This is a genomic window from Rossellomorea sp. ABR4_004, assembly GCF_056159585.1.
In genome coordinates, this window is record NZ_JBSWVM010000006.1 from 1 (window position 1) to 25303 (window position 25303).

At 42.7% G+C, this 25303-nt stretch carries 23 protein-coding genes; 11 read left to right on the forward strand and 12 right to left on the reverse strand.

Annotated elements, in window-relative coordinates; all coding sequences use genetic code 11:
* The 3 genes from ACXAF2_RS21475 to ACXAF2_RS21485 form a co-directional block, all read left to right on the forward strand.
* Positions 1-396: MATE family efflux transporter (locus tag ACXAF2_RS21475; protein ID WP_475141707.1), on the forward strand; the 396-nt coding region annotated here is incomplete at its 5' end.
* A 309-nt stretch (positions 397-705) separates the two neighbouring features.
* Entirely contained in the window at positions 706-1047 is a 342-nt protein-coding gene (locus ACXAF2_RS21480) for a P-II family nitrogen regulator (protein ID WP_060670328.1), read from the forward strand.
* Positions 1048-1109: 62 nt separating this feature from the next.
* Entirely contained in the window at positions 1110-2498 is a 1389-nt protein-coding gene (locus ACXAF2_RS21485) for an ammonium transporter (protein WP_475141709.1), read from the forward strand.
* Positions 2499-2596: 98 nt separating this feature from the next.
* Here the strand turns inward: ACXAF2_RS21485 and ACXAF2_RS21490 are convergent, their stop codons facing one another.
* The 4 genes from ACXAF2_RS21490 to asnB all read right to left on the reverse strand — a co-directional run bounded on the left by ACXAF2_RS21490 (position 2597) and on the right by asnB (position 8717).
* Positions 2597-3433, reverse strand: coding sequence for a phytoene/squalene synthase family protein (locus ACXAF2_RS21490; RefSeq protein WP_475141711.1), 837 nt, complete (start codon positions 3431-3433; stop codon positions 2597-2599).
* Complete coding sequence (locus ACXAF2_RS21495) at positions 3399-4901, reverse strand: phytoene desaturase family protein (RefSeq protein ID WP_475141712.1); 1503 nt, start codon at positions 4899-4901, stop codon at positions 3399-3401. The genes ACXAF2_RS21490 and ACXAF2_RS21495 overlap by 35 nt, the downstream gene beginning before the upstream one ends.
* Positions 4898-6421, reverse strand: a complete 1524-nt coding sequence (locus ACXAF2_RS21500) for a phytoene desaturase family protein (protein ID WP_475141714.1) — start codon at positions 6419-6421, stop codon at positions 4898-4900. The genes ACXAF2_RS21495 and ACXAF2_RS21500 overlap by 4 nt, the downstream gene beginning before the upstream one ends.
* A 439-nt stretch (positions 6422-6860) precedes the next feature.
* Complete coding sequence (gene asnB, locus ACXAF2_RS21505) at positions 6861-8717, reverse strand: asparagine synthase (glutamine-hydrolyzing) (RefSeq protein WP_475141715.1); 1857 nt, start codon at positions 8715-8717, stop codon at positions 6861-6863.
* Between the two features lie 148 nt (positions 8718-8865).
* On the opposite strand from asnB, the gene ACXAF2_RS21510 reads away from it, so the two are divergent.
* Positions 8866-9429, forward strand: a complete 564-nt coding sequence (locus tag ACXAF2_RS21510; RefSeq protein ID WP_475141716.1) for a DUF2777 family protein — start codon at positions 8866-8868, stop codon at positions 9427-9429.
* A gap of 84 nt (positions 9430-9513) precedes the next feature.
* On the opposite strand, the gene ACXAF2_RS21515 is transcribed toward ACXAF2_RS21510, so the two are convergent.
* From ACXAF2_RS21515 to ACXAF2_RS21525, 3 genes are all read right to left on the reverse strand, one after another.
* A complete protein-coding gene (locus ACXAF2_RS21515) occupies positions 9514-9885 on the reverse strand; it encodes a YisL family protein (RefSeq protein ID WP_475141718.1) in 372 nt (123 codons plus the stop codon).
* A gap of 72 nt (positions 9886-9957) precedes the next feature.
* Positions 9958-10827 carry a fumarylacetoacetate hydrolase family protein gene (locus ACXAF2_RS21520; protein ID WP_475141719.1) on the reverse strand — a complete coding sequence of 290 codons (870 nt, stop codon included), beginning with the start codon at positions 10825-10827 and terminating at the stop codon, positions 9958-9960.
* Between the two features lie 32 nt (positions 10828-10859).
* Positions 10860-12047 carry a DUF418 domain-containing protein gene (locus ACXAF2_RS21525; protein ID WP_475141721.1) on the reverse strand — a complete coding sequence of 396 codons (1188 nt, stop codon included), beginning with the start codon at positions 12045-12047 and terminating at the stop codon, positions 10860-10862.
* A 130-nt stretch (positions 12048-12177) separates the two neighbouring features.
* Here ACXAF2_RS21525 and ACXAF2_RS21530 point away from each other — a divergent pair, with 130 nt between their 5' ends.
* The 6 genes from ACXAF2_RS21530 to ACXAF2_RS21555 all read left to right on the forward strand — a co-directional run bounded on the left by ACXAF2_RS21530 (position 12178) and on the right by ACXAF2_RS21555 (position 14183).
* On the forward strand, positions 12178-12399 hold the full coding sequence (locus tag ACXAF2_RS21530) for a spore germination protein (protein ID WP_138777268.1): 222 nt from the start codon (positions 12178-12180) through the stop codon (positions 12397-12399).
* A 13-nt stretch (positions 12400-12412) separates the two neighbouring features.
* Positions 12413-12640, forward strand: a complete 228-nt coding sequence (locus ACXAF2_RS21535; RefSeq protein ID WP_475141722.1) for a spore germination protein GerPB — start codon at positions 12413-12415, stop codon at positions 12638-12640.
* A gap of 32 nt (positions 12641-12672) precedes the next feature.
* The gene (gene gerPC, locus ACXAF2_RS21540) at positions 12673-13302 is read left to right on the forward strand and encodes a spore germination protein GerPC (protein WP_475141724.1); all 630 of its coding nucleotides are present in this window, start codon (positions 12673-12675) and stop codon (positions 13300-13302) included.
* Positions 13277-13456 carry a spore gernimation protein GerPD gene (locus tag ACXAF2_RS21545; RefSeq protein ID WP_148968420.1) on the forward strand — a complete coding sequence of 60 codons (180 nt, stop codon included), beginning with the start codon at positions 13277-13279 and terminating at the stop codon, positions 13454-13456. The genes gerPC and ACXAF2_RS21545 overlap by 26 nt, the downstream gene beginning before the upstream one ends.
* 6 nt (positions 13457-13462) lie before the next feature.
* On the forward strand, positions 13463-13867 hold the full coding sequence (locus tag ACXAF2_RS21550) for a spore germination protein GerPE (protein ID WP_475141725.1): 405 nt from the start codon (positions 13463-13465) through the stop codon (positions 13865-13867).
* 97 nt (positions 13868-13964) lie between these two features.
* Positions 13965-14183 carry a spore germination protein gene (locus tag ACXAF2_RS21555; protein WP_044337736.1) on the forward strand — a complete coding sequence of 73 codons (219 nt, stop codon included), beginning with the start codon at positions 13965-13967 and terminating at the stop codon, positions 14181-14183.
* 44 nt (positions 14184-14227) lie between these two features.
* Here ACXAF2_RS21555 and ACXAF2_RS21560 read toward each other — a convergent pair whose 3' ends face one another.
* From ACXAF2_RS21560 to addB, 3 genes are all read right to left on the reverse strand, one after another.
* Positions 14228-14530, reverse strand: coding sequence for an HNH endonuclease (locus tag ACXAF2_RS21560; RefSeq protein WP_475141726.1), 303 nt, complete (start codon positions 14528-14530; stop codon positions 14228-14230).
* A 96-nt stretch (positions 14531-14626) separates the two neighbouring features.
* Positions 14627-18388: a helicase-exonuclease AddAB subunit AddA gene (gene addA / locus ACXAF2_RS21565; protein WP_475141728.1), complete on the reverse strand. Its 3762-nt coding sequence runs from the start codon at positions 18386-18388 to the stop codon at positions 14627-14629.
* Positions 18381-21866 (reverse strand): helicase-exonuclease AddAB subunit AddB, encoded by a 3486-nt coding sequence (gene addB, locus ACXAF2_RS21570; protein WP_475141729.1) that lies wholly within the window; start codon positions 21864-21866, stop codon positions 18381-18383. The genes addA and addB overlap by 8 nt, the downstream gene beginning before the upstream one ends.
* A gap of 161 nt (positions 21867-22027) precedes the next feature.
* On the opposite strand from addB, the gene ACXAF2_RS21575 reads away from it, so the two are divergent.
* Positions 22028-23185 (forward strand): MFS transporter, encoded by a 1158-nt coding sequence (locus ACXAF2_RS21575; protein WP_475141731.1) that lies wholly within the window; start codon positions 22028-22030, stop codon positions 23183-23185.
* A gap of 30 nt (positions 23186-23215) precedes the next feature.
* Here ACXAF2_RS21575 and ACXAF2_RS21580 read toward each other — a convergent pair whose 3' ends face one another.
* On the reverse strand, positions 23216-23764 hold the full coding sequence (locus tag ACXAF2_RS21580; RefSeq protein WP_475141733.1) for a GNAT family N-acetyltransferase: 549 nt from the start codon (positions 23762-23764) through the stop codon (positions 23216-23218).
* A gap of 50 nt (positions 23765-23814) precedes the next feature.
* Entirely contained in the window at positions 23815-25302 is a 1488-nt protein-coding gene (locus tag ACXAF2_RS21585; RefSeq protein WP_475141734.1) for a class I adenylate-forming enzyme family protein, read from the reverse strand.
* Between the last annotated feature and the right edge of the window lies 1 nt (position 25303).

The window sequence follows — 25303 nt, forward strand, 5'->3', positions numbered from 1 at the left end:
TTCATCTCTCTTATTATGGCCGGAATTTTTTCTATCGCAGCGGAGCCTTTGCTGCGAATATTTACAAATAATGAAGAAATCATTTCTCTTGGTAAAACATTAATCTACTTGACCATCATTCTAGAACCGGGCAGAAGCTTCAACCTTGTCGTCATAAACGCACTAAGGGCAACAGGCGATGTGCGCTTCCCAGTTTATATGGGGATCTTATCCATGTGGGGAGTAAGCGTTACACTCTCCTATATACTTGGAATCTGGTTCGGGCTCGGACTTATCGGGATCTGGATCTCCTTCATTGCCGATGAATGGCTCCGGGGCGTCATCATGCTGAAACGCTGGCGATCCAAAGTATGGATCCATAAACGTTTTGTTCAAAGTAATAAAAGTACCATTTAGAGGGACGGACCTTCTTTTAGGTGGTTCTGAACCTCGATGCAAGTCAATATGAACGCAGCAACCATCCCTCCTTTTAAAAAGAGTCAGCTCTCCAATTGAGCTGACTCTTTTTCACTCCAAATGAAAACGCCTCCATCTTCGCATGTTAAGTTTTTTTACATAAAAACGCTTACATTATAAATTAATACTTGAACTTTTGTTATTTTCTGAATATGATAAATAATATAACTTATTCATGTCATAAAACCTAACATCAAAGATTTGAATTATTCAAAAATGAAAGAACAAAAACAAGAGGAGGAAAAAACAATGAAAAAAGTAGAAGCGATTATTCGTGCAGAAGCATTCTTGTCCCTGCGAGAAGCATTATGCCTTCGTGGATTCAGCGGGCTGACTGTATCCGAAGCAGCTGGCTGTGGAAAACAGAAAGGAAAGCAAGGGATTTTCAGAGGGAATAAATTCGAACTGCAGTTAGTCCCCCGTGTAAAGGTGGAAATGATCGTCGACGATGGTCAGGTTGAAGATATCATTGATCTCATTGTCGAGCACTGCAGTACCGACACCGTAGGAGACGGAAAGATTTTCATTTATCCGGTCGAAGATGTCATTCGCATCCGCACTGGTGAACGAGGAAAAAAAGCCGTTTTATAGATCACTTCATTTTTAACTCACCCACTAAGCCGCTTTACCAAACCAATTTTGGAGGGATACCATTGATTAAAAAAATTTCTGCTCTGTTGCTTCTGTCACTGTTTGTGAGCACTACTGCTTTCGCTGCGGCCCCTACCGCAGAATCTGTTCAAGCATCCGTTGACTCCCTATGGGTCATGATTGCTGCAGTCCTTGTGTTCTTTATGCACGCTGGATTCGCCATGGTCGAGACCGGATTTACCCGGGCCAAAAACTCTCTTAATATCCTGATGAAAAACTTCTTAACTGTTGCCATCGCTTCTGTTCTGTTTTTCATTGTAGGATTTGGGTTTATGTTTGGGGGGACATCCGGAGGCATCATCGGTTCCGACAGCTTTTTCCTTTCAGGGCGTGAAGATATCGGCTTCTTCCTATTCCAATCCGTGTTCGCCGCCACTTGTGCAACGATCATTTCCGGTGCTGTAGCTGAACGAATGAAACTTAAAAGTTATATTCTATTAACCATTGCCATGACCGGAATCATTTATCCGATTGTCGGACATTGGATTTGGGGGGGCGGATGGCTTTCTGAGCTTGGATTCGTTGATTTCGCCGGATCTACTGTCGTTCATTTAACAGGCGCTGTCGGAGCCTTCATTACAGTACTCTTCCTTGGAGCACGTATCGGCAAATACAATAAAGGTAAAGTGAATGTCATTCCCGGTCATAATATCCCGATAGGTGCCCTTGGGGTATTCATCCTTTGGTTCGGCTGGTTTGGATTCAATGGAGGCAGCAGCCTGGCCGCTGATCCGACGCTTGTACCTCACGTCATTACAACAACTTTATTCTCAGCATCTGCTGCCATTCTTTCATCCGCTTTCTATACACTAGTAAGATTTAAACGAATCGATCCTTCCTTGACGTTAAACGGGGCATTGGGCGGACTTGTCGGTATCACAGCCGGCTGTGCCAATGTATCACTCGTCGGCTCACTCATTATCGGACTTATTGCAGGAGTGATCCTTGTTGAAGCCGTAACCGTCATTGACTCTAAACTTAAAGTCGATGATCCTGTAGGTGCCATTGCCGTACATGGAATTTGCGGGATATGGGGTACGGTAGCTGTTGGATTGTTTGATGTTTCAAACGGTTTGTTCTATGGCGGGGGCGTTTCTTTAGTAGCCACCCAAGCCCTGGGCGTATTAGCGGTTATTACCTGGACCTCCGTCACTGTCGGAGGGTTCCTGTTCATCGTAACGAGAGTATCAAGTATTCGCGTTTCACGTGAAGAAGAACTTTCAGGACTGGACTTTACAGAGCATGGGTCGAATGCTTATGAACTAAAGGATACTGTATTAGAATCAAATGTTTCTGCCTCTTCTCCTTTTGGATCTGATTTAGTTGATCGATTAAATTCAATTGGAACAGGTGAAGTGAGTAACACCATGAATCAGCGAAACACAATATAATCAGATTGGGAGCTGCCCGGAGCGGCTCTCTTTTTGTGCCTTCAACAAAAATAAGCTCATATGGAAAGCTTTCAACTAAAGCTTCCATACGGGCTTATTTACGAAATCGTTGAAATGATTTTTTCTTTTATATCTTTTGATACGAAATGTTTCTTGGAAAAAACATTATAGTGATTACTCCTTACCTCACCCAGAATGGCTCGATATAATAATGCCGCACCCTTTACCGGGGTCCTTGAATACAAAGGATAAAGATTCATTGTGCGGAAAGCTTTCTCATAATAGTCTTCTGCAATCCCGGCCATTTCTTCCCATATGGACTGGAATGCAGTATTATTTCTATGATCCATGAATTCTGCTACGGTATATTCATATTTAACTAATAAATCCTGCGGGATATATAGTCTCCCTCTTTCCAGGTCTTCGCCGATATCTCTTAATATATTGGTAAGCTGCATGGCATAACCTAAGTAGATACCATCTTCCCTTAATTGATGTTCTTTCCCGGGAGCAAGAATAGGAAGAAGCATTAACCCTACAGTGCTCGCAACGTGATAAGAATAGTCCAGTACATCATCCATCGTCACATAAATTCTCCCGTTCAAATCCATTCGTTGCCCTTTAATCATATCCCGAAAAGCTCCGATGTCCATGTTGAAATGATTAAATACATCGTCCAAGGCTACCCATATAAGTTCTTCTTCATTAAAAGAACCTGTTAAAAACGATTCGAATTCCATTTCGAATTGCAGTAATTGCTCAGAAGGTTTCGTCCCCTCGTCTACGATATCATCCACTCTGCGACAGAATGCGTATACTGCCCATACAGCTTTCCTTTGGTCCTTCGGTAACAGGGAGAATGCTCTGTAAAATGTCTTTGAGTGAAGTTTAATGATATTCTCACAATGATCGTATGCTTCCAAGATCTTGTTCATGTAAGGTCACATCCTTCCTTTCCGACTCCGTTTTATAATGTTCTTTGAAGGTTTCAGCTACGAGTTTTGCCCCCTGCATGACGATCGGCACTCCCCCACCTGGATGGATGGATGCTCCCACAGCAAAGATATTCTTTTCTGCAAACGGTTGTACCTGTGGCCTGAAGGGGCCTGATTGACTTAAACTGGGTGCAATACCGAAGCTTCCCCCTGAATATAACCCCTCTTGTTTTGCCTCTTCTGGTGTCCTGACTTTCATCCACTTCATTCGTTTCCTTAACTCTTCGAAGCCCCTTTTCTCCATTGTATCCAATACGTAATTGGAAAGAAATTCTGAAGCCTTCTTCCAGTCCAATTTCTCGGAAACTGGAACTGGGATTAGGACGTATAGGACACTGTTCCCTTCAGGCGCCAGTGATGTATCCACCTTAGACGGGTTAAATACGTAAAATGAAGGTTCTTTAGGAATTCTCTCATTCTTGAAAATATCCTCCATATTTTTAGAGAAATGTTCATTCAGATAAAATTGATGCATTTCCTTTTCTTCAAACTTCCCCTCCACCCCCATATACAACAGGACGCAACCAGACGAAGGTTTGTATGATTTAGGGGGCTTCTTCTTTACTAATTTTGATGCCGTAGGAAAATCACCATTGATGATCACTGCATCTATTTCTTCTCTACGATTTCCGAGGACGATGTGAGTCGCCTTATCCCCTGTAGTCTCGATTTCTGTGACAGGTGAAGATGTCTTGATGATTACACCATTTCGTTCACATGCCTGCTGCACATGATCCAAAAGACTGGCATAGCCACCTTTTATATAATAGATCCCATGTTTATGCTCGCTATAGGATACTAAACTATAAATCGCAGGAGTCGTATAGGGATTCCCGCCAATATATAAGGTTTGAAGCCCGTAAGCGGTTTGTAGTTTTTCATGATGAAAATAATACCTTAAATTCCCCATCACATTTCGATATGCTTTTAACTTAAGCAGTGAACCAATCGTTTCCCGGTTCAGATAGTCTTTTGTTTTTAAAAATGAGGATTCAAGAAATTGAGGCTTACCGATCTTAAATCGTTCATCCATATCTTCCATGAATTTCAGAAATCCATCTTCATCTCCTGGAAACTGCTGCTTGATTTCTTCGTATTGCTTATCCATATCAGCATATTTCTTATACGTTTGACCGTCTGCAAAATGAATATTATACAACGGATCACAACGGACGAATTCAATTTCGTCTGTATTTACACCTGCTTCTGAGAGAATGGAAAGCAACATTTCTGGCAGGAGCACGATGGTCGGTCCTTTATCAATTTTGTATTCACCTTCTTGAACAAAGGCAAGCCGCCCACCAATGGTTGACTCCTTTTCATAGACGGTAACCTCATGACCATCTTTTGAAAGTAACAGTCCTGATATCAACCCGCCGATCCCAGATCCAACAACCGCCGTTTTCATAATGCTTCCCCCATTGTTTGGTCTTTAGTGTAGGAATAGGAAGGATCTTCGTTCAGCATCATATTCGTTGTAATCCGTGCTGATTCTAATATTGTAGGCAACCCGCTACCCGGATGGGTTCCTCCGCCGACCAGCCAGCAGTTTTCAAGCTCTTCAAATTTATTGTGGGGTCTGAGTGCCATCATTTGAGATAATTGGTGACCTAGATTAAAGGTGGCACCTTGATAAATATTGAAGTCTACCTCCCAATGATGAGGCGAGATGATTTTTTCAACCTGGATATGTTCCCGAATGTTCTTTATGTTCGTCTTGCTTTCAACTGCATCCAGAACAAGATCCCGGAACATTTGTTCATTCTCTGTCCAATCAATCCCGCTTACATTATTGGGAACGGGAGCAAGAATATATAAAGTTGAATGTCCTTGAGGAGCAAGCGTCTTATCTGTCACGGATGCATTTTGAATATATATAGAGGGATCTTCCGGAAGTGTAAATGTCTCCGTTATTTCCTCCACATTTCTCTTATAATCCTCTGCAAACAGGATGCTGTGATGAGGAAGATCATACTGTTTATCGATTCCAAGGTATATCATGAATGTGGAGCAGGAATACTTCTTCTTCTTCAGTTTTTCTTTACTGTATTTCTTGAGAACACCATCATCTACAAGGTTACTCATTACATGGGCGAAATCTCCATTGATGATGACTTCATCTGCTGTAACCTTCTCTCCATCCTCCGTAATGATTCCCTTCACCACATTATGGTCTTCAACCCACAATTTCTTGACTCCCCTGCCCAAATGGATGGAACCACCATGCTCTGTCACTACTTTGGCCATGGCTTTCGATAGCTGATTTACCCCGCCGATCGGGTGAAATATGCCATATTCATGCTCCATGAAGGACAGAATCGAGAATGCTCCCGGACACTCCCATGGTGACATTCCTAAATACTTCGATTGAAAGGTAAAGGCTAACCGCAATTCATGATCGGTGAAATAATCACTTAACACACTATAAAGTGATTTTCCCAATGATAATTGGGGAAGGGCTCTCAAAACCTTCCAGCTGATATATTGATAATATCGATCCATCGGACTTTGAAGAATGGGTTTTAACCGTTCCATTTTTTTACGTGTATCCTTCATAAAACGTGAGTATCCTTCTGCATTCCCTGGGTAATGACGCTCGATTTCTTCAGAAAGCAGCTCCGGGTCTTTGAACATCTGGACCCTTTTATCTTTAAATATAAGTTCGTACATCATGGAGAGCTCTTGTAAATCCACATAATCGTGAAGATTCCTTCCTGCAGCCTCGAATAATTCCTCAGCAATTTCCGGCATACTTAAGAACGTGGGTCCAATATCGAACGTATACCCGTCCATGGTGACAGCACCGTTCCGTCCGCCAACAAATGTTTGCTTCTCATATACTTCTACGTCGTATCCCTTGCCGGCCAGCAGCATTGCCGCTGCTAAGCCACCTGGACCAGCGCCTATGACGATCATTTTCTTGGCCATTATAATAGCCTCCATTGCGTTTTATTTGTACAATCATTATACAATAGTTATACATATGATTATACAACTCTATTCCACTAGACACAAAGTTTAAACTCTATTTTTCAAACATTTTATAAAACCAGCTTGTCTCTCATTAAATAAACACAAAATAACATGATTTAGATCAGTATTTCTCCAGTTTTTATATCTATGTCATGAAAGGTCCTTTCTATAGAGGAAAAGAGACATGCAAAAGGGTGTCTTTCCTTTTACTATGCCTCCTTTTCACATCATTATTACTTTATCTCTATGTTTGTACCTGTCACTTAATTCTTTCTCATAAATAGGTACATGAACGATGGAGGAGTGGGGAAACGGCGTGTGAACTTACCCGAACCTTCCCAAACAAAAAAGACAAGCTTCTATTTTAGTAGAAGCTTATCTTTTCAAATAGCTGCTATTCGACAATCTCTACATTATAATCCTTAAACCAAACATGAATTTGGGCCAGGTGGGCAAGTAGCTGGGGGCCGGTCATGAGTTGGCCGTACCACGGCACCTGAAAGGCCGATCCGCCAGTTGAAACGATTTCTTTCAATTTTTCTTCATCGAATAATTCATAAAGAACACTTGATTTGTCTTCGAGTATTTCTTTCAACCATTCACTGACAAGCTTCGTGTACTCAGGGTGGTGGGTCTTGGGATACGGACTTTTCTTACGATAAAGGACTTCGTCAGGCAATACTCCTTCTAGAGCCTTTCGAAGAATCCCTTTTTCTCTTCCATCGTGCATCTTCATCTCCCATGGAATATTCCAGACGTATTCTACGAGTCGATGATCAGCAAATGGCACACGGACCTCCAAGCTTGCACCCATACTCATCCGATCTTTTCGATCTAACAATGTCGTCATGAACCAAAGTAAGTTCAGATAGAATAATTGCCTTCTTTTCGATTCAACTTCACTTTCCCCTTCTAATAATGGCGTTTCTGCCACTGTACGATCATATTGCTCCAACACATATTCTTCCAGATTTAACTTCTTGCTCCATTCTTCTTTCAGAAGGCCTTGACGCTCAGCTGTGGAGCGCATCCAAGGAAATCCTCTGCGATCGAAATCTTCAGGACGGTGAAACCAAGGGTAACCCCCGAATATCTCATCCGCACATTCTCCCGATAACCCAACCGTGAAGTCCTGTTTTATTTCGCGACAAAACCATAGTAGGGATGAATCAACGTCTGCCATTCCCGGTAAGTCTCTTACATGAACCGCTTCAGTCAGATAGTCCTTCAATTGCTGCTGGCTGATGACACAGCGATGGTGCTCAGTATCGAATTCCGAAGTCATCTTCTCTATCCATGGAGCATCGGAATTAGGCTGAAAATCGTTCGCTTTAAAGTATTGTTCGTTTTCTTCATAATCAATGGAATAGGTGTGAAGTTTCCCTTTTCCTTCTTTTTTATAGCTGTTCGCTGCGACTGCTGTAATCGCACTGGAATCGAGTCCGCCTGATAAGAACGTACAAAGCGGCACATCGGAAACGAGCTGCCTCTCGATGGCATCAGTCAAAAGGAAGCGCACCTTTGACACTGTTTCACTAAAGGAGTCTTTGTGCTCCTCACTCTTCACATTCCAGTATCTCCATATTTTCAAGCCATCTTTGGAGAATAGTAAAGCATGAGCAGGACGGAGCTCTTTCACTCCTTTAAACACTCCATTACCAGGCGTACGGGATGGCCCCAATCCCAATACTTCCGCCAATCCCTGATGATCCACCTGGGGCAAAACATCAGGATGGGCCAGTAACGCTTTGAGTTCGGAACCAAAGAGTATTCCTTCTTCCTTTTCAAAATAAAATAAAGGCTTTACGCCCATTCGGTCCCTGCCTATAAATACATGCTCCTTTTCACTGTCCCATATAGCAAAGGCAAAAATCCCATTTAGGTGATGGACACAATCTTCACGCCATTCTATATAAGACGTTAACAGGACCTCCGTATCAGAATGTCCTCTGAAGGTATAACCCTTTGAAATAAGTACTTTTCTCAAATCTTCTGTATTGTAGAGTTCTCCATTGTAGCAGATGGTGAAAAGGTGCCCGTTATGCTGAATACTCATAGGCTGCCTTCCTCCTGCAGGGTCTACTACAATCAATCGTTTATGACCAAACGCTACATGGTGATCAATCCATACATTCGTTTCATCTGGCCCTCTTTTAGAAAGGGTTTCTGCCATTTTTTCCACTACTTCTTTTTGATCAGACAAATCTCGTTTATAATGAATCCAACCTGTAATTCCGCACATGGTGATCATCCTCACTTTCTAATCAAACAAACTGGGCTCACGGACACATAAGTTATTCTATGCTCCGGGCAGGAAATGGTTAATTGTCTCAATCAATTTTCACATGAATGAAATATGATAATTATGACAAGAAATGTAGTTAAGGAGGGATATTCACTTGAGCAACACATTTCGATCAAACATTTTAAGATCCCAAAAAAGGTCCTATTCCGAAGGCACTGCTCTTTTCGAAGATGATACATGGTACTTTTTCGAAATTGATGCCGAGGAAGAGTCTGAACTCGAATTTTACCTCAATCATGAATTGAAAGTATATAGAGATGGAGACTGGCTTACAGGTATTTTGTTGGAAGATGGAATTATTGTCACACCGTATGAACGACTAAGAATCGAGAATGGCGATCGAATTCAAATAAAGAAGAATATATTGTATTCGCTGGAGAATTTATTGGAAGAGATTTCTGATGATGCTTTTCATCAGTTTACAACGGCCTTAAACAATCTGGGTTATTCCATTTATGATAGTATCTTTTGCCATAACCACCTGGTTTTCCTTGGAAATCAAAAGATCAAAGAAGGAGTTAACTTCATCACCTTCGATAACGGTGTAGAAGTATGTGCTGTCCAGCATCACTTCACCTATTACAAAAAGAAGCGGGACCGCTTTGAATTTACATTAAGTACGGGGAGACGAATTGTGATTGAAAGTTTTCATATTTAATCGATTCATATTCATAACCCTAAATAGAAAAAAGCAAATGCCTGCCGGTATCCGACATGCATTTGCTTTTTTTCTATTACTTCTCTATCCAAGGAAATTCAAGCCCAGAGGCAAACGTAATCCCAAATAAAGAACAATGAGTAAAGCGATGATCAATTGAATCCAGAACACCTTTGTACTCTTGCCTTTATTCATGCGAACCAAGACCATCTCGAACATCCCGATGACCCAGATGCCAACCAAGCCTTTAATGCCATATAGGGCAGGATTAATGCCTTGATGCTTCCAGAATAACAGGGCACCCGTTAAAATGATGAGCAGGTAGAATAACCTTAAGATCATATGTACAACTTTCATGCCTTTTTTCTTTCCTGCATTATGTAAGCCAACCGCTACAAAGAAAAGAATAATCGCAATCACCCAAGTTGTAATATGGGCATGTGTATTATCAAACATAATGAACCTCCTACATGTAGATAGTTTACGTTCATAATATTACCATAGTCTTAACTCCAACAGAAATGTTAACTAGGCCTGTAACTGATTTGTCAAAATTCCGAGAGATTCAATTTCAATTTCCACTCTGTCACCTTTCTTCAGGAAAAGCGGAGGCTTGAAACCTTTTCCAACTCCAGCAGGGGTCCCGGTAGCAATGATATCACCAGGCTCAAGGGTCATCCCCTTTGATAATGTAGAAATGATGGTGGGTATGTTGAATATCATTTCACTTGTGTTCGAAGACTGACGGATTTCACCATTTACCCTCGTCTTGATTTCCAGATTCTGAGGGTCGGCGATTTCATCTTTCGTGACAAGATACGGACCGATCGGACATGTTGTATCAAGGCTCTTACCGATAAAAAATTGTCCATGCTTTTTCTGCAGATCCCTGGCGGTTATATCATTGAGTATCGTATATCCAAATACGTGCTCCAAGGCGTCTTCCCGGGAAATCCCTTTCCCTCTCTTGCCTATCACGACAGCAAGCTCCCCTTCATAATCAAGCTGCTCCGTCATTTCACTATGATGCAGCACCGTTTCTCCATGCCCGATTACGGTATTGGTGGCTTTAGTGAAAATCATGATATCTTTCGGAATATCCTGTTCGCTGCCCATTTCGATGGCATGATCACGATAATTTTTTCCCACACACATAATATTCCTCTTCACTTTTGGAAGAGGGGAAAGCCACTTTATCTCATCATGTGAATAAAAAAGGGGGGCAACCGGATCGTCCTGGAGAACATATTTCACCTTTTGAAGAAAGCCTTCCCCCTGTTCTATTCCACCAAATAAATCCTGAGGCAAACCGTGCAAACCTGCTAACTCTATAATTCTGGCATCTCGTTCCACACCATACGTCTGTCTATCCCCAACTTGAAAGCTAACAAATTTCATCCCTTACTCATCCCCTTCGTCTGATTGATAAACTATAACTCTCCTTTTTTTACCATAGTGCTTCTTCCATAGCTTAATACACGCCACAGCTTCTCAACAGGACCGTATTTAAATTTGGATAACCAAATCTCTGATAGGATGACTTGAATGACATAAATTCCAACTGCCAGCATAGTCCCCGTCGTTAACGTCACTTCTCCATAGAGTCCAAATCCATACGAATAGAATATCAGGGTGCCGACGATCGATTGCAGAAGGTAGTTCGTCAAGGACATTTTCCCTACTGAGGCTAAAGGCTTGCTCCCTTTCATGATTTTTTCATTCAACAATAATAATGAAAGGATTATTGCATAAGATACTGATAAGAACGGACCTCCCAAAAAGTCTTGAATATATGCATATGCAAAATTGGACTGGATGAATAATGGCATTGTTTTAATGAAAATTCCGACTACCAAAGTACAGCTTCCTATTACAATCCATGTCTTCTTATAATCTCTTACCTTTTCCAAGAGTTGCAGTTTACTAGCCCCTGCCCCAATCATCATCATGGGCAAGATAGAAAGTAATAAGAATATGAGGTTGCCTGGTGAATTCACTGCATACCAGTCCTGAAAACGCTGCTCCATAATACTGCTGAAGCTTCCGGATGCATAGGCTGCAACTGAATTTTGCAGCGATTGGATATCAGTGTACTGCGTTACGCCAGTTGGATCTGCGAATGTCATTAATACTAGCAGAATACTGAAAAATAATTGAGGCACCAGAAATAATAATCCCCCTACCCACAATAATCCCTTTCCTGACAGCCTCATAAATACGAGCAGCAGCAGCCCGAATACGGCATAGTTAATTAAGATATCTCCCGACCAAATAAGGAAAGCATGAATGGAGCCAATCACTAATAAGATAAGTAGCCTTCTGATTCCAAATAGATAGAAAGACGTTCCTTTAGCAGTGGCTCTTTGCTGCTGAATGCCCAACCCATACCCAAACATCATGGCGAATAGAGGATAGAAGCTTGCTTGGACCAATACATCAATCCATGGATACAAGGCGACATCTTCAGGTGTTTTCCACCAGGAATACGGATCGAGATACAGAAATGGGGAATGAAAGGAAATCATGTTGATGATAAAGATTCCGAGCAATGAAAAGCCCCGGATCACATCAAGACTTACAATACGTTCTGAATGATCAGTTGGCGATAATGTGTTCATATAAAGTTCCTCCGAAAAAGTATTCTCTGTTCTATTTTAACTTTAAATTTGAAATTAGGCGATTATCACCTATTTATTTCTCTCACATAGAATAACAATAATTAACTTTGTCTTAAAGGTGTGAGTTGATATGCCCGCAATCGTAGGAATTGCTCAAGTCGTAAGCGTCGGTTCAAGTGCCGTCTTCCATATTGGAGATGTATTTAACATTAGCCCGATTTCCACAGCCAAAACTTTCGCAGGGGCAGGTTCGTTCATAACAGGAAAGGGGATTTCAGTCTACAATGAAAGTTCCTTGACCTATACCGTGGACGATGATGGAATGGACCAAGGAATAAACTTTAACCTATGAGTGTGATGCGAAAATGACGAATTATTATGTTCAACAATCCATACAGATTCAATTTATTAAAATCGGGGGGATGTCCAATTCTTCCATCTTTCAGATCGGAACATGCGGTCAAATCACAACAAATGACTTTCTTTATAATACAGGGGGCTTCACGGAGCCTGCTCCAGAGGCGGAAAAAAACGGAAATGGTAAACCGCCTCCCTCTATAACTCCCCTCGTTCCACTGCAATCGCCAAGGTAAACTAAATCGCGACAAAAGAAAGAGGTGGCAGTATGAACAATTACTATATGACCCCCCAACAACTCTATCAGTATATCGAGATGTTGAACACGAAAATTGTCGCGTTGGAAAATAAAGTGAATGAGCTGTCACAAGAAGTAATCACTCTAAGGGATGCACCGAAAATCAATGTTGAAAGAATCGAATACAAATTTGATCAGCTTAAAGTGGAATCCCTTGATGGCACCCTGAATATTGGATTGAACCCAAATAATTTAAAAGAAACGATAGAGGATCTGGCCGTCGACCAAAATGTCGATGTCAAGTCAATAAAAGACATCAAGCCTTATAAAGAAAGAATCACTGCTGAAATCAAGGCGTATATCGATTCAGAATTACCAAGTCTTATTCAGGACAATGAAATGCAATTTCAGCGGTCTCTGGATCCATCATATTACGAGATGATTCAGCAGGATCTATTGAACCAAATGCCACAAAGAATCGATTTCTATTTACAGAACATCCCCTATATTGAATCAAAACAACAAGAAGGAGAATGGGAACGGAAAATCATCAGTAAAATCAAAAAGGATATAGAAACGGCCCTTTTTTCCTTTATGTCACAAATCCCAGATAATATGGAAGGAATGAAGAACAATGAACCTCCAGGTCATCAATCGTGAACTATCGGTTGGAAATATTGAGATTGCAGGGGTGGCGAGTTCTTCCCTCGTGCTTGTTGGAGATGCTGATATCATTCAATTGGCATCTGCATTCGATACCCCCCCTGAGTCCCTGATCATCGGCCCATTTGTCCCTCTGACCCCTAAAGGATGATTCATGATGAAACGATATTCCATCGTAAACAAGCTTGATGGTATCACTCTGGCCTTTAGTTCGCTTTATCAAATTGGTGATTCTCAAAATATTTGCGCTCGCTCCATGGCTTATGCGGTGCAACGTGAGAAAGAATTTTTTCTGACGAGTGAGGGAAGCTTCGAATCAGACGTTTTTCAAAGTCCGATCGACCTGCCTGCTATCAATCCCGATATTCGGGTAAGCCGTCTCAATCTTTGTCCCATCAAGGTCGACAACATGCATATCCGCGCGACTTCATCTTCTTCGATTATCCATATAGGAAATACCTGCAATGTGTATATGGAGGCAAGAGTGAAAAATATCCGTCAATTGGAAACTAAGGAAGATGAAACGCCCCAAACATTTGAAACGATCGATGAACCAAATTGATTCACGGTCTTCTTACCGGTTCACGGATGACCGAAGAACCTTCCCTGTAAGTTCACATAGGCTAACATTATAGACAAATAAAAAGAGGATGTTGATTATGCCCGCTTTAGTAGGTCCTGTCGCTATTCTTAACGTTGGTGGAGGAAATGTACAGTTTGGAGATACGGCCATTATTTCACCTAAGTCAGCTTCCAAGACTTTCGGTGGTGCCGGCGGCTTTAATACTGGTCCATTCCAGTTAAGCTATAATGTCTTCAGCGTAAGTACCACATTTGATTGCAATGTCGTAGATCAACCAATCACTGGAAATAACTAAAAAACAAAAAGCCCATATGCGGCTTTTTGTTTTTTAAAAAATCATTATCGTTTTTTTCTGCGTTCGATACTTTTCTTTGTCTTCACCAATTTAGAAGAGGGCTGCTTTCTGATCCATTTAATAAACTTATGAATCTTTTCATCCCCTCTCAAGTTTTCGATGGTGTTCAATCTTACTCCCAATTCATCATTTGTATAAAGGGAGTGAATTTGCTTATGACACGGAATACAAAGTTGTGCTGTGGGAAGAAAGGTTCCCCCCACCTCCTTGGGTGTCAGATGATGAATTGTGGTTTCTACATTCTGACGAGAGCATAATTCACATGTACCAATCGTTTTTTTACTCATCTCATGCCCTCCCTGTATGTGTTTAGTATAAATATTCCCTATTTTCATCACATTAAAAAACCACTTTGAAGACAGGTGCTTCAAAGTGGTTCTTCTTTATAGTTCCAATACATGGCCACCATCAAAAAAGTAAAGATACTTTTCAGACACCGTTTCTTTCCAAATCGATTCCAATGCACGGGTATATAATTCAATTTGCACTCTATAACGCTCTTCCAGTATCGGTCTTGCTTCTCTAAAACCATCCTTATATCGATCATGGATGCCATCCGTTTTGTAATCCAACAGTACAATTCCTGATTCATCCCGGAATACACAGTCAATGACCCCTTGAACGAGGATCGTTTCTTCCGGGGCACCCTCTCCTGTTTCCGATATTTCACTTAGAGGGACACTCATGCTGAATGGGATTTCCCGTTGGATATTCGCTGCGTGAACCAAACGCTTCCCAAGGTCGCTTTGGAAGAATCCTACGATGTTGTCTAACGAGATTGCTCTTTCCTGTTCTTCCGTCAGGATTTCTTTATGCACTAACATCGATAGCAACTCTTTTACATCTTCTTCTGAAGGTACACCATCTCCAAAAGAAATATGCTGCATAACTGTGTGCATGGCTGTTCCTCTTTCCGCAGGAGACAGCTCTCTCGACTGCATGAATTGCGGCCGATTGTACACAGGTTTTTGATGGCGCCGAAGAATATCAATACTGGAGGCTTCATCCCTTATTTCCACCATTCGCTTCAGCTCAGAAACCGATTGCTTCGAGCGAAGGTTTGTAGCACTCATATGTGGATACTTCCACGACAATCGGTGCAATACTTCTTTTTTATAAGTGGACTCTATTTCCACTTCCCCACCATTCTTCACTTGCTCTTTCCAATTGTCTTCTTCACTCAATGACTCATCTTCTTCTGCACCCAGCTCAGTCTTATGAATCGTCGTGATATGAAAGCAAGAAGGATGCTTTAGAATCTCTTCATTGATTAAACTTCCTTCTAAGTCCGCGTCTTCACCAAGCTCTCTACAATGGGGGTGTCTCATGAGGGACGGACCTATCCAATCAAGATAGGAGCTTGCCCCGGCACGGTCATAGTCAGATAACAACCATTCTGTCTGACCTAGAGCTCCCCGCCATTTCTTAAGTGACTTCTCTAAGCTTTTCACGGTGCCCACTAGAAATAGCTTCTCTTTCGCTCGGGTTAACGCCACATAGAGCACCCGCATTTCCTCCGAGATTGACTCCATGCGCTTCTTCCGCTTAAATGCGAGCTGGGGAAGGGATGGATAACTGATTCGCTTCCATGGGTCTGTATACTTTGCAGCAAAACCCAGATCTTTATCTAACAGATAGGAAGCGTTCAGATCCATGAGATTGAACTGCTTCGACGTGCCAGCGACAAAGACAACCGGGAACTCAAGCCCTTTACTGGAGTGAATCGTCATTAAGCGGACCACATCCTCCTGTTCACTGAGAGCTCTCGCTACCCCGAGGTCATCGCCTCTTTCCCTCATCCGATCAATGAAACGAAGGAAGCGAAATAAACCTCTGAAGGACGTTGATTCGTATTGGCGGGCACGGTCATATAGTGCACGAAGGTTTGCCTGACGCTGTTTCCCTCCAGCCATTCCTCCGACATAATCATAAAATCTGGTGTCCCGGTACAATTGCCAAATCAGCTCCGTAACCGATCCTTGTCTAGCCTTCGTTCGCCAGTTTTGCAGGTGATACAGAAACACTTTGACCTTTTCAAACGTTTCTTCTTCGCGTACATTACTTGGTTTTTCACTTGCAAATTTCTTCAAGGCTTCGTAATACGTTCCTGCTCTTGAATGAATCCGAATGCTTGCAAGCCCCTGCTCGTCAAGCCCAACAACAGGTGAACGAAGAACCGATGCCAAGGGGATATCCTGATAGGGATTGTCAATCACTTTCAACAGTGAAAGCATAATCGCAATCTCGGTTGCTTCAAAATAACCAGTTGACAGGTTTGCATAAATCGGTATTCCCTGCCGTTTGAACTCTTCCATTATTTCTGCCGCCCAAGGCATGGACCGAAGCAAAATCACAATATCCTTGTATTGAATCGGACGCTCGGTCTTCGTTTTGGCATCATAGATCGTCGTACGCTCTTCAATCATGGCCTTCACTTTATTTGCCATATAGCGGGCTTCAAGCACGGATTTCTCAATATCACCCTCATCAAAAATGGACAATTCCTCTTCATCCCAACTAGCTTCCTCTGATTCCTGATTGATGATCGCTACTTCAATCGGATACTCTTTCCCCTCAGGGTAAGGAGCCCCCTTCACAAGCTCCGCTTCCCGGTTATATTCCATCTCACCAACCGAGGACCCCATGATTTGCTTGAATAAAAAGTTAGTTCCCTCTAGTACCTCTTTCCGGCTTCTGAAGTTTTGAGATAGATCGATCTTCAATCCCGCTTCTCCACTTACAGGAAGAAAGCGGGTATACTTTCCTAAAAACAAATTCGGTTCTGCCAATCGGAAGCGATAGATGGATTGCTTTACATCTCCTACCATAAAACGGTTCCCTACTTCTTCACGTTCTTCTGTAATGAGAAGAAGTATCGACTCCTGAACCATATTCGTATCCTGATATTCATCGACCAGTACTTCTTTGAATTTCTTTTTATATTGCTTTGCAGCTTCTGAAGGAAGTAAAGCATCTGATGAAGGGTCTCTTAAAATATCGAGACAAAAATGCTCTAAATCGGCAAAGTCAACAAGTCCCTTTTCTTCTTTCACTTGTCGGAAACGTTTGCCGAATTCCACCACCACTTCTGCCAGGGTGTGAATCACGTCTCTCATCTTCATCATATCCTCAAGGAACGACTCCGGTCTTCTAGAGAAAAAATCCTCCTGCAGTTTTTCTAACGTTTTCTTCCCTTGATCCCGAAGCTTTTTCGCTTCATCCACGATATCTTTGTTATAGTCATCCCCTCGACAAGCTTTTAACTTTGTAAAAGGTAAGGTTTGAATGGTCTCATACAAAGCATTCCATGATATGTGCAGGCTTTTTTCAAGGCTCTCGACAATCTCTATATCACTTAGAAAGTTTTCAGCTCTTGGACCCGGACCTCCAGGAACCCGAGTAAGATCCAATGCACGCTGAAACAAGTTTTTCGCCCCATGAAGCTGTAAGCGAATATCGGTAAGGAGCGGCTGAATGAAAGAAAGGTGATCGATTTCTACGCCTTCTTGGATGTCATACATCTCTTCCAGCCCTCTCAGCCATTCGTCCGGGTCAGGATGGGAACGTGAAAAGTCATACAGCTTACGGATCATATCCTGAAGGGCACCATCACTTCTATCATTGGTAAATGTATCTACCAGTGTAAAGAAATCCTGATTATGTTCTTTTCCATATTCCTCTTCAAACAGTTCATCAAGTACTTCATCCCGGAGCAGATCTCCCTCCGTTTCATCGGCAATCCGAAAACCCGGGTCAATGTCGATTAGATAATAATATTTACGAATCACTTCAAGGCAAAAAGAGTGAAGAGTCGAAATGGAAGCCCGGTTCAGTAAGCTCAGCTGCTTTCTTAAATGATGGGAATGAGGATCCTCATCAATCGCCTTTTCCAATGCCTGCCCGATCCGATGCCTCATCTCAGCGGCAGATGCATTTGTAAAGGTTACAACCAATAGTTCATCCACATCCATTCTATCTTCTTCGGAAAGGATTTTCTGAATGATCCGCTCTACAAGAACGGCAGTCTTCCCTGATCCTGCAGCTGCTGCTACTAGAATATCCTGACCTTTTGCCCAAATCGCCTTCCACTGATCATCTGTCCATGTAACATGATCAGGCTTTGCCGGTATCGTACCTTTAGTCATTGGACTCAACCTCCTCTCTCACTTTCCTTAATAGATCTTCTGGTTTTGCCGTCGGAAGCACTCTGTACTCGTTTTCTTCAAGTGATTGGTCGAATTGACAAACGGAACGGAATGAACAGAACTGACATGGTGTACGGTCCTTCAGCTTGTATGGGGTAATATTCGTCTCACCTGACACAATCCGGTTCCCTGACGCTTCATATAGCTTTCTCACATGCTGACGCATATAGTGAAAGTCTTCTGTTGAAGCTGCTTTTGACCGGGAGGATAATGACCCATCCTTCTTGATCCCGGCAGAGATGATATCTGAGTTCCCCGTATCGAGCGTTCGATCCATTAACCGAACGATGTCAGAGTCTCCCAGAACGAGTCCCTTCATCTTAAAACTCTTAAAGATTTCCTTTTCAATCTGATCCATCGTCAAGATTCTCTTACTATTGATCATAGGGTTATGAACGTGGAAATAGAGAACGCCTGCAGGCTTTGCTTCCTTCCCGACAAATTGTTTAGAGTTCATTAACACAATATCTAAATACGTCAGCATCTGAAGCGCTAATCCATAGTACACTTCCGTCATATCCAAATCTCTCGCACTCGATTTGTAATCAACGATCCTTAGGTAAACTCCACTTGCATCCTCTGCTTTGTCTACCCGGTCGATCCTTCCTTGAAGCTCCATTTTCGTTCCATTTCTCAGCTGGAACTGGAACGGCGGCAGGGTCGCATGAGGGCCAAACCCAAGCTCAACCCCTACAGGAACAAATCCACTCGCCTTCGCATGCTCACTGAGAATCAGGCTCGCACGGCTTATGATTTGTTCAAGCTTCTGAGCGATATAATAATGGCGGTTTGAGCTTAAAAGAATCTGGTGCTGAAGCTTCGGTGCGAGCATCAATACGGCTTCTTTAGCAAGCTTGAGACACTGGGCTTTTGATAAGGATGCCCAGGTGAGACCATGACGCTCCACTTCTTCTGATATCCACTTAAGAGCGGAATGGAACATTTCCCCGATATCAGGTGCCTCCAGTTTAAAGAAATCCCGCTCTCTAAGCTTCAACCCATGACTGGCAAAATGAGAAAACGGACAACTATGGAACAGCTCCATTCGGGATACACTCGCTAAAATATGGTCACCATACAGATCCCTGCTCGTATCCTCAGAAAGCTGATTTGCACGATTCTGGTAGAAGAGACTGGATAAAATATGCTGCGAGTGCCATTTCCAATCGTTTGACGTTGCATAAAAGTTATACACATCCCACCAGAAATCATAGATCGGATATTCACGCTTCTTTAACTGTAATTGCGACGTTAAATGAGAAATCGTCACATTGGGATGGCAAACATAGTGCAGCTGCTCTTCTTCAGAAAGCTCGGATGGTTCATAAATAAGAAGCTTCGTATTTGCATCCGGAAACATTTCATTCAGCCTTTTTATGAAAGAGGATGGCAATAACGCTTTTCCTTCTTCATTGGCAATCGGATAGCTGATAAATAAGCGTTCACTCGGAGTCGTAAAGGCTTTATACGCTACAAACTCCTCATCCAACAGCTTCGTCCTATTACTGGGTGCTATCTTGAAGCCCCTATTGATCAAAGATTCGCGATCTTCATCTGACAGGACTCCGTCTTCATTCATTTTCGCCGGAAGTACCCCATCATTCACTCCGATGATAAAGGCTGCTTTAATGTCACCGAGCCTTGATTTCTCAAGATCTGCAATAATGACCTGATCAATGGCAGGGGGAACTAACGAGAACTGCATCGTTTCCATACCTGCATCCAGGATCGACGAGAATTTCTTCATCGTCGTTTCCTCATCACCAAGCATTTCTACATATTGATCAAGCAAGTCCATTACAGCTGACCACGCTTGATCATGCTCTCTTGCCGCAATCAAGTCGCCTTTTTCTTCTGCTTCAATTCGCATACGTTCAAGCTTAGCCGGAATATCCAACTCTTCCAGATACAGATAGAGAGTTTCACAGAATTCCCGTCCCGTGGATTGCTTTTTCAATCGTTTCCCGAGACGGATGATAGGTGCAGAAATAAATAAACGAAGCTCATTGATCTCATGCTCGAGCTCCTTTTCACGGTCGGTTTGTGGTGCGTCCACATTCTCAAGACCACGGAAGCGACGGTATTTCCAACGATCTTTCTTCGTCCAGCGATCTCCTTTGATCCCGTAAGCCAACACGTAGTTCTCCAAACGGTCCATTTTTTCCCGCAAATCGGTTGGATTTTTTTGATAAGGAAACAACAGGTCTGTTTTCACCGCCCGGAATACAGGCTCATATCTCCAGTTCGTGTTCATGATTTCCAGAGTCGAGCGGATCAACTCAATTAATGGGTGATTTAACATTGTCCGCTTCTGATCAAGGAAAAATGGAATACTATAATCTTGAAAAATTGTTTCCACCTTATCACGGTAGTCCTGACTGTTTCGAACCAGCACCGCTATATCCTTGTAGCGATATCCCTTTTCCCGGGCAAGCTTCCGTATTTCCCTAGCTATCCCTTCGACCTCTGCCCGGCGATTAGAGGCTTCCAGAAACTCAATGGATCCTTTTGCTACTTCGCATGGAACAGTTGGCCGTTCTTCAAAATGACGTTCGAGATGCAGCATCGTGTCATTATGATAGCGAATCGGCTTCACTAACACCTCTTCTTCTATGGACTTCCCCGCAGCAATGCTTATATCCTGAAGAGTATGGAATGTTTCGTTCGTCATCCGATATAAGCTCAACTCGTTCATCGCGCCAAATTGCTGCTCCGGATCGGTTGTCAGTGCGACCGTCACTGTCTTACTATGCTGAATGAGTTGATCGATTATCTGATATTCCTGGGGCGTGAAGCTATGAAAGCCGTCTATGTAAATCTCTGCATCTCTAAGAAGCTCAGAGTTTTTCACATTATCAGCCAACAGCTGAAAGTAGTCTTCTGAATCGATATATTTGCCGAAAAGCTTTTCCTCGAATTTCTCATAAATCAGTTCAAGATCATGAAGCTTATCCTTCAACACCTTAGAATTCCGCTCATCTTCCCCTCCAAGTTGCCCGAGATCCTTAGGCGAAATACAATAACGCTTAAATTCCGTCAACATGGATTCTACATGTTGAATGAAACCCGGCTTATCCGCGGCCTTTGAGAAAATATGGAGGCGATCTTTATTTTCGTCGATAATCTTCCTAATCATCATATTTAAGCCGACATCGGATAGATGGTAGCGGCTCATTCCGCCGGTTTCCTGGAGAATCTTCCACGCGAGCCGGGTGAAACTGAACACTTGTCCCCGAATCATCCCATTTAATCCGGGTGTGTTGACAAGATCGTATTCCGATATAAATGACATCTGATCCGGTACGATATAGATGATGGGATCCCCATTCGGCACTTCCAATAAGCTCTGCTTCATCTCATCTAATATGCGATGGGTCTTCCCTGTACCAGAGCGTCCGAGAATAAAACGTACAGCCATCCTCTCACTCCCTTTCTTATACTAATCTATTGTAACCATGAGGCGGGTTGAATTTTTGTATAGGTTCATTATAGTACACAGGAACAAATCTTTCCCGTCTCAATCTTTATTGAAAATATTTGGAACACCTGCATACAGTAAAAAGAGGCAGGTGATGGCTGATGAATCAATATTTTAACAGAATCGCTTCTGTTCTTGTTGTGATGGCAATCATGGTAGCATGTAATATTTACACGTTCATTCCCATTTACGGGAATATCGCTTCCTCCCTCTCCATAGCACAAAGGGAAGTCGTTATTGCAGGAAGCTCATTTATCTTTTTCTATGCCTGTGGACTTCTAACCTTTGCCAATAGCGCAGATCGTGTTGGAAAAAAAGAGATTCTCGTTTGGGGAATGCTCGCCTCTGCTGTTTCAACAGGCATGGTGGGGCTTGCGGGTGATTTCTGGAGTTTATTTTTCATCAGGGGCATTCAAGGCTTTTGTTTGGGGAGTTTTGCACCCGTCGCCTTTGCTTATACGTATGATTTATTTTCTGGAAGAATGAGAACGCTGCTTCTCGCTTTTATCAATTCCGGTTTTCTGTTCGCCGGAATACTCGGCCAATTGCTCAGTGAGGGAATCACCCGCTACAGCAACTGGACGTTCGTATTCTTCTTTTTCGCAGTGGTGTACACCTCTTTATTTTTAATAGGAACACAAACTCTGCCCGCTACATCCACTCGTTCCGTTTCCGTCAAACATCAGGTCATCACGATTTATAAGCTCCTTTTGAGAAAGGAACTCCTTTACTGCTACGGCATCGTTTTCACACTCCTCGCCTCTTTTGTTGCTTATTATGACAGCTTGACCAGGTACTTGTCTGGAAGTCCAGACCTACTCTTCCTCGTCCGCGCAGTCGGATTGATCGGCGTAGGCTTATCACTCTTTACCGGTCGCCTTCTTGAAGCAAACGGAGCCTATAAAACCCTTTTTATTGGAGTAACTATTTCCTTTACGAGTGTATTGATTGCATTTATTTATGTACACTTGAGTGAACCCTTCCTCATCGTTCTTTCTTCAGTCCTGTTTGTTTCCGCCATCTCATTGTTGATTCCGACCGTCATTACCCTAATCGGAGATATGAGTGGAGATGACCGAAGCCAGGCACTCAGCCTGTACTCTTTTATTTTACTAGGTGGAACCAGCATAGCGCCCTTAGTCATCATGCAGCTTACTTACGTACAATCTTTGTTTCTGTTATTGGGATGCTTTTTGTTTAATGGCGCGTTGGGAGGATTGTTGTATGTTGAGGGGAGGAGATGGAAGATCGGGGAATAGTTGCTTCCACATCAAAAAAGAAGGATAACCTTATCCTTCTTTCAGACTTCCTTTCCATTCATCTACTAATATCCCGTATAAGTTCATGTCATACCGATCTCCGTCCCTCTGTAAAAATTGACGGTAGCTTCCTTCTTTCGTAAATCCGAGGGACTCATATAAACGAATAGCCCTCTCATTATATGAAAATACCGTTAATTGAAGGCGGTGTAAATTCAACTCTTGAAATGCGTACGCCAACAAACATTTCATGGCTTCCTTCCCATAACCATTTCCCCAAGCCTGTTCGTCTCCAATTGAAATGGAGACCCACCCGACACGATGCGTCCATAGGATCCCGTCCAATTCAACAAAGCCTATGATTCTACCATCATTTTTTAGACGAATGGCAAAACGAAAAGCATTGTCTTCAGGAGCCCACATCCACTTTTTTATTTCTTCCTCTGATTTTGGCTTATGGGGCAGGGCATCGAATAATCTCTGAAGCTCTTCATTTGAATTCCATTCTCGTATGGCTGCAAGATCTTCATCCTGAAATCCTGAAAGATAAATTCTTGTACCCGTTAATAACCGTTTCATTCTCACTTCACCTCGACGTATGTATTTCGAGGCGTCCCCCTTCTTTTCCTTTATTGCCCTTGAAAAAGTTTCGCAAGCGCTTTTTTATTCACTTTCCCTACATCGGTCTTCGGAATTTCCGGGATGAAATGATAATCCTTGGGAATCTTAAACTTCCCAAACTGTTGTAAGCAATACGTTCTTACATCCTCCTCCGACATGCTTGCACCGTTTCGAATCGAGATGAAGGCCGTGACCACCTCTCCCCACTTTTCATGAGGCAGGCCAATGACCGCACACTCAAGTATGGCTGGATGCTCACCTAACCAATGCTCGATCTCTTGAGGATAAATATTTTCTCCCCCGGATATGATCATGTCTTTTTTTCGCCCGACAATATAGTAATCTTCATCGTCATCATACTTCGCCAGGTCCCCGGTATGTAACCACCCGTCTTTGAGAACTTTCTCTGTCTCTTCCTGATTATTCCAGTACCCCTTGAATAAATGGTCTCCTCCCAACAACAACTCTCCCACTTCTCCCTGACCGACAGGATTTCCGGATTCATCAATCACCTTTACCCGGTTCAACATCATCGCTTTACCCACCGACCCCTTTTTCATCCGGGAAGGATCGATATAAAAATTATTAGGTCCCGCTTCGGTTAAACCGTATCCTTCTTTAAACGGAATCTTCTTTTCCTTAAAGAACTCATATACTTTTCCCGGGCACGGGGCTCCTCCTGAAAGAAACACTTTCATTTTTGGAAATGGAGTATGTTTAAAATCCTCATTTTCCATAAGCAAATGATACATTGTGGGGACAAGAAGAACGATGCTGCATCCGTATTCGTTCAGGACATGTATTGCTTCGTCGGGGTCAAACCTTTCTGCCATCACGACCCTTCCTCCCACCATCAAAAGAGGGATCGACAGAGCATTTAGCCCTCCGGTGTGAAAGGTAGGCAAATACGTCAACGTGCAGTCCTCATCTGTCAAGTTCCAGCTCACCACTGTGTTCAGGGCATTAGCAGTGACTGATCGATGAGATAGAACCACTCCCTTAGGAAATCCCGTCGTCCCGCCTGTATAAATCATCACCCAAGGATCCGATCCTGAGAGAGCAGCAGACAAAGTTATTCCCTGTTTTTGAGAGTAAACAATAGATGTGACTACATCAATACAGACTCGTTGGGCGTGGTTTGGAAGGTCCGTAACAAGTGATTCAAAGTCTTTATTATATAAAATCAAGCCGGGTGTACAATTCGCTATGATCGCCCCAATCTCAGAAGCGGATAATCTCCAATTAAGAGGAACAAATACCGCCCCTAATTTCCCGCATGCGAACAAGAGCTCGAAACAGACCGGATGATTCGTAGAAATGAACACCACCCGGTCTCCCTTCGCTATTCCGTTTCCACACATATAGTGAGCCCATTTAGATGCCCGGTCATCTAAAGTGCGGTAATCAATCGTTTCATTGGTAGGAGCATTGATTAAAGCAACGTGTTCAGGAGAGATCATTGATCGCTTCTGCAACCAATCTGTGACTCTTTCCATT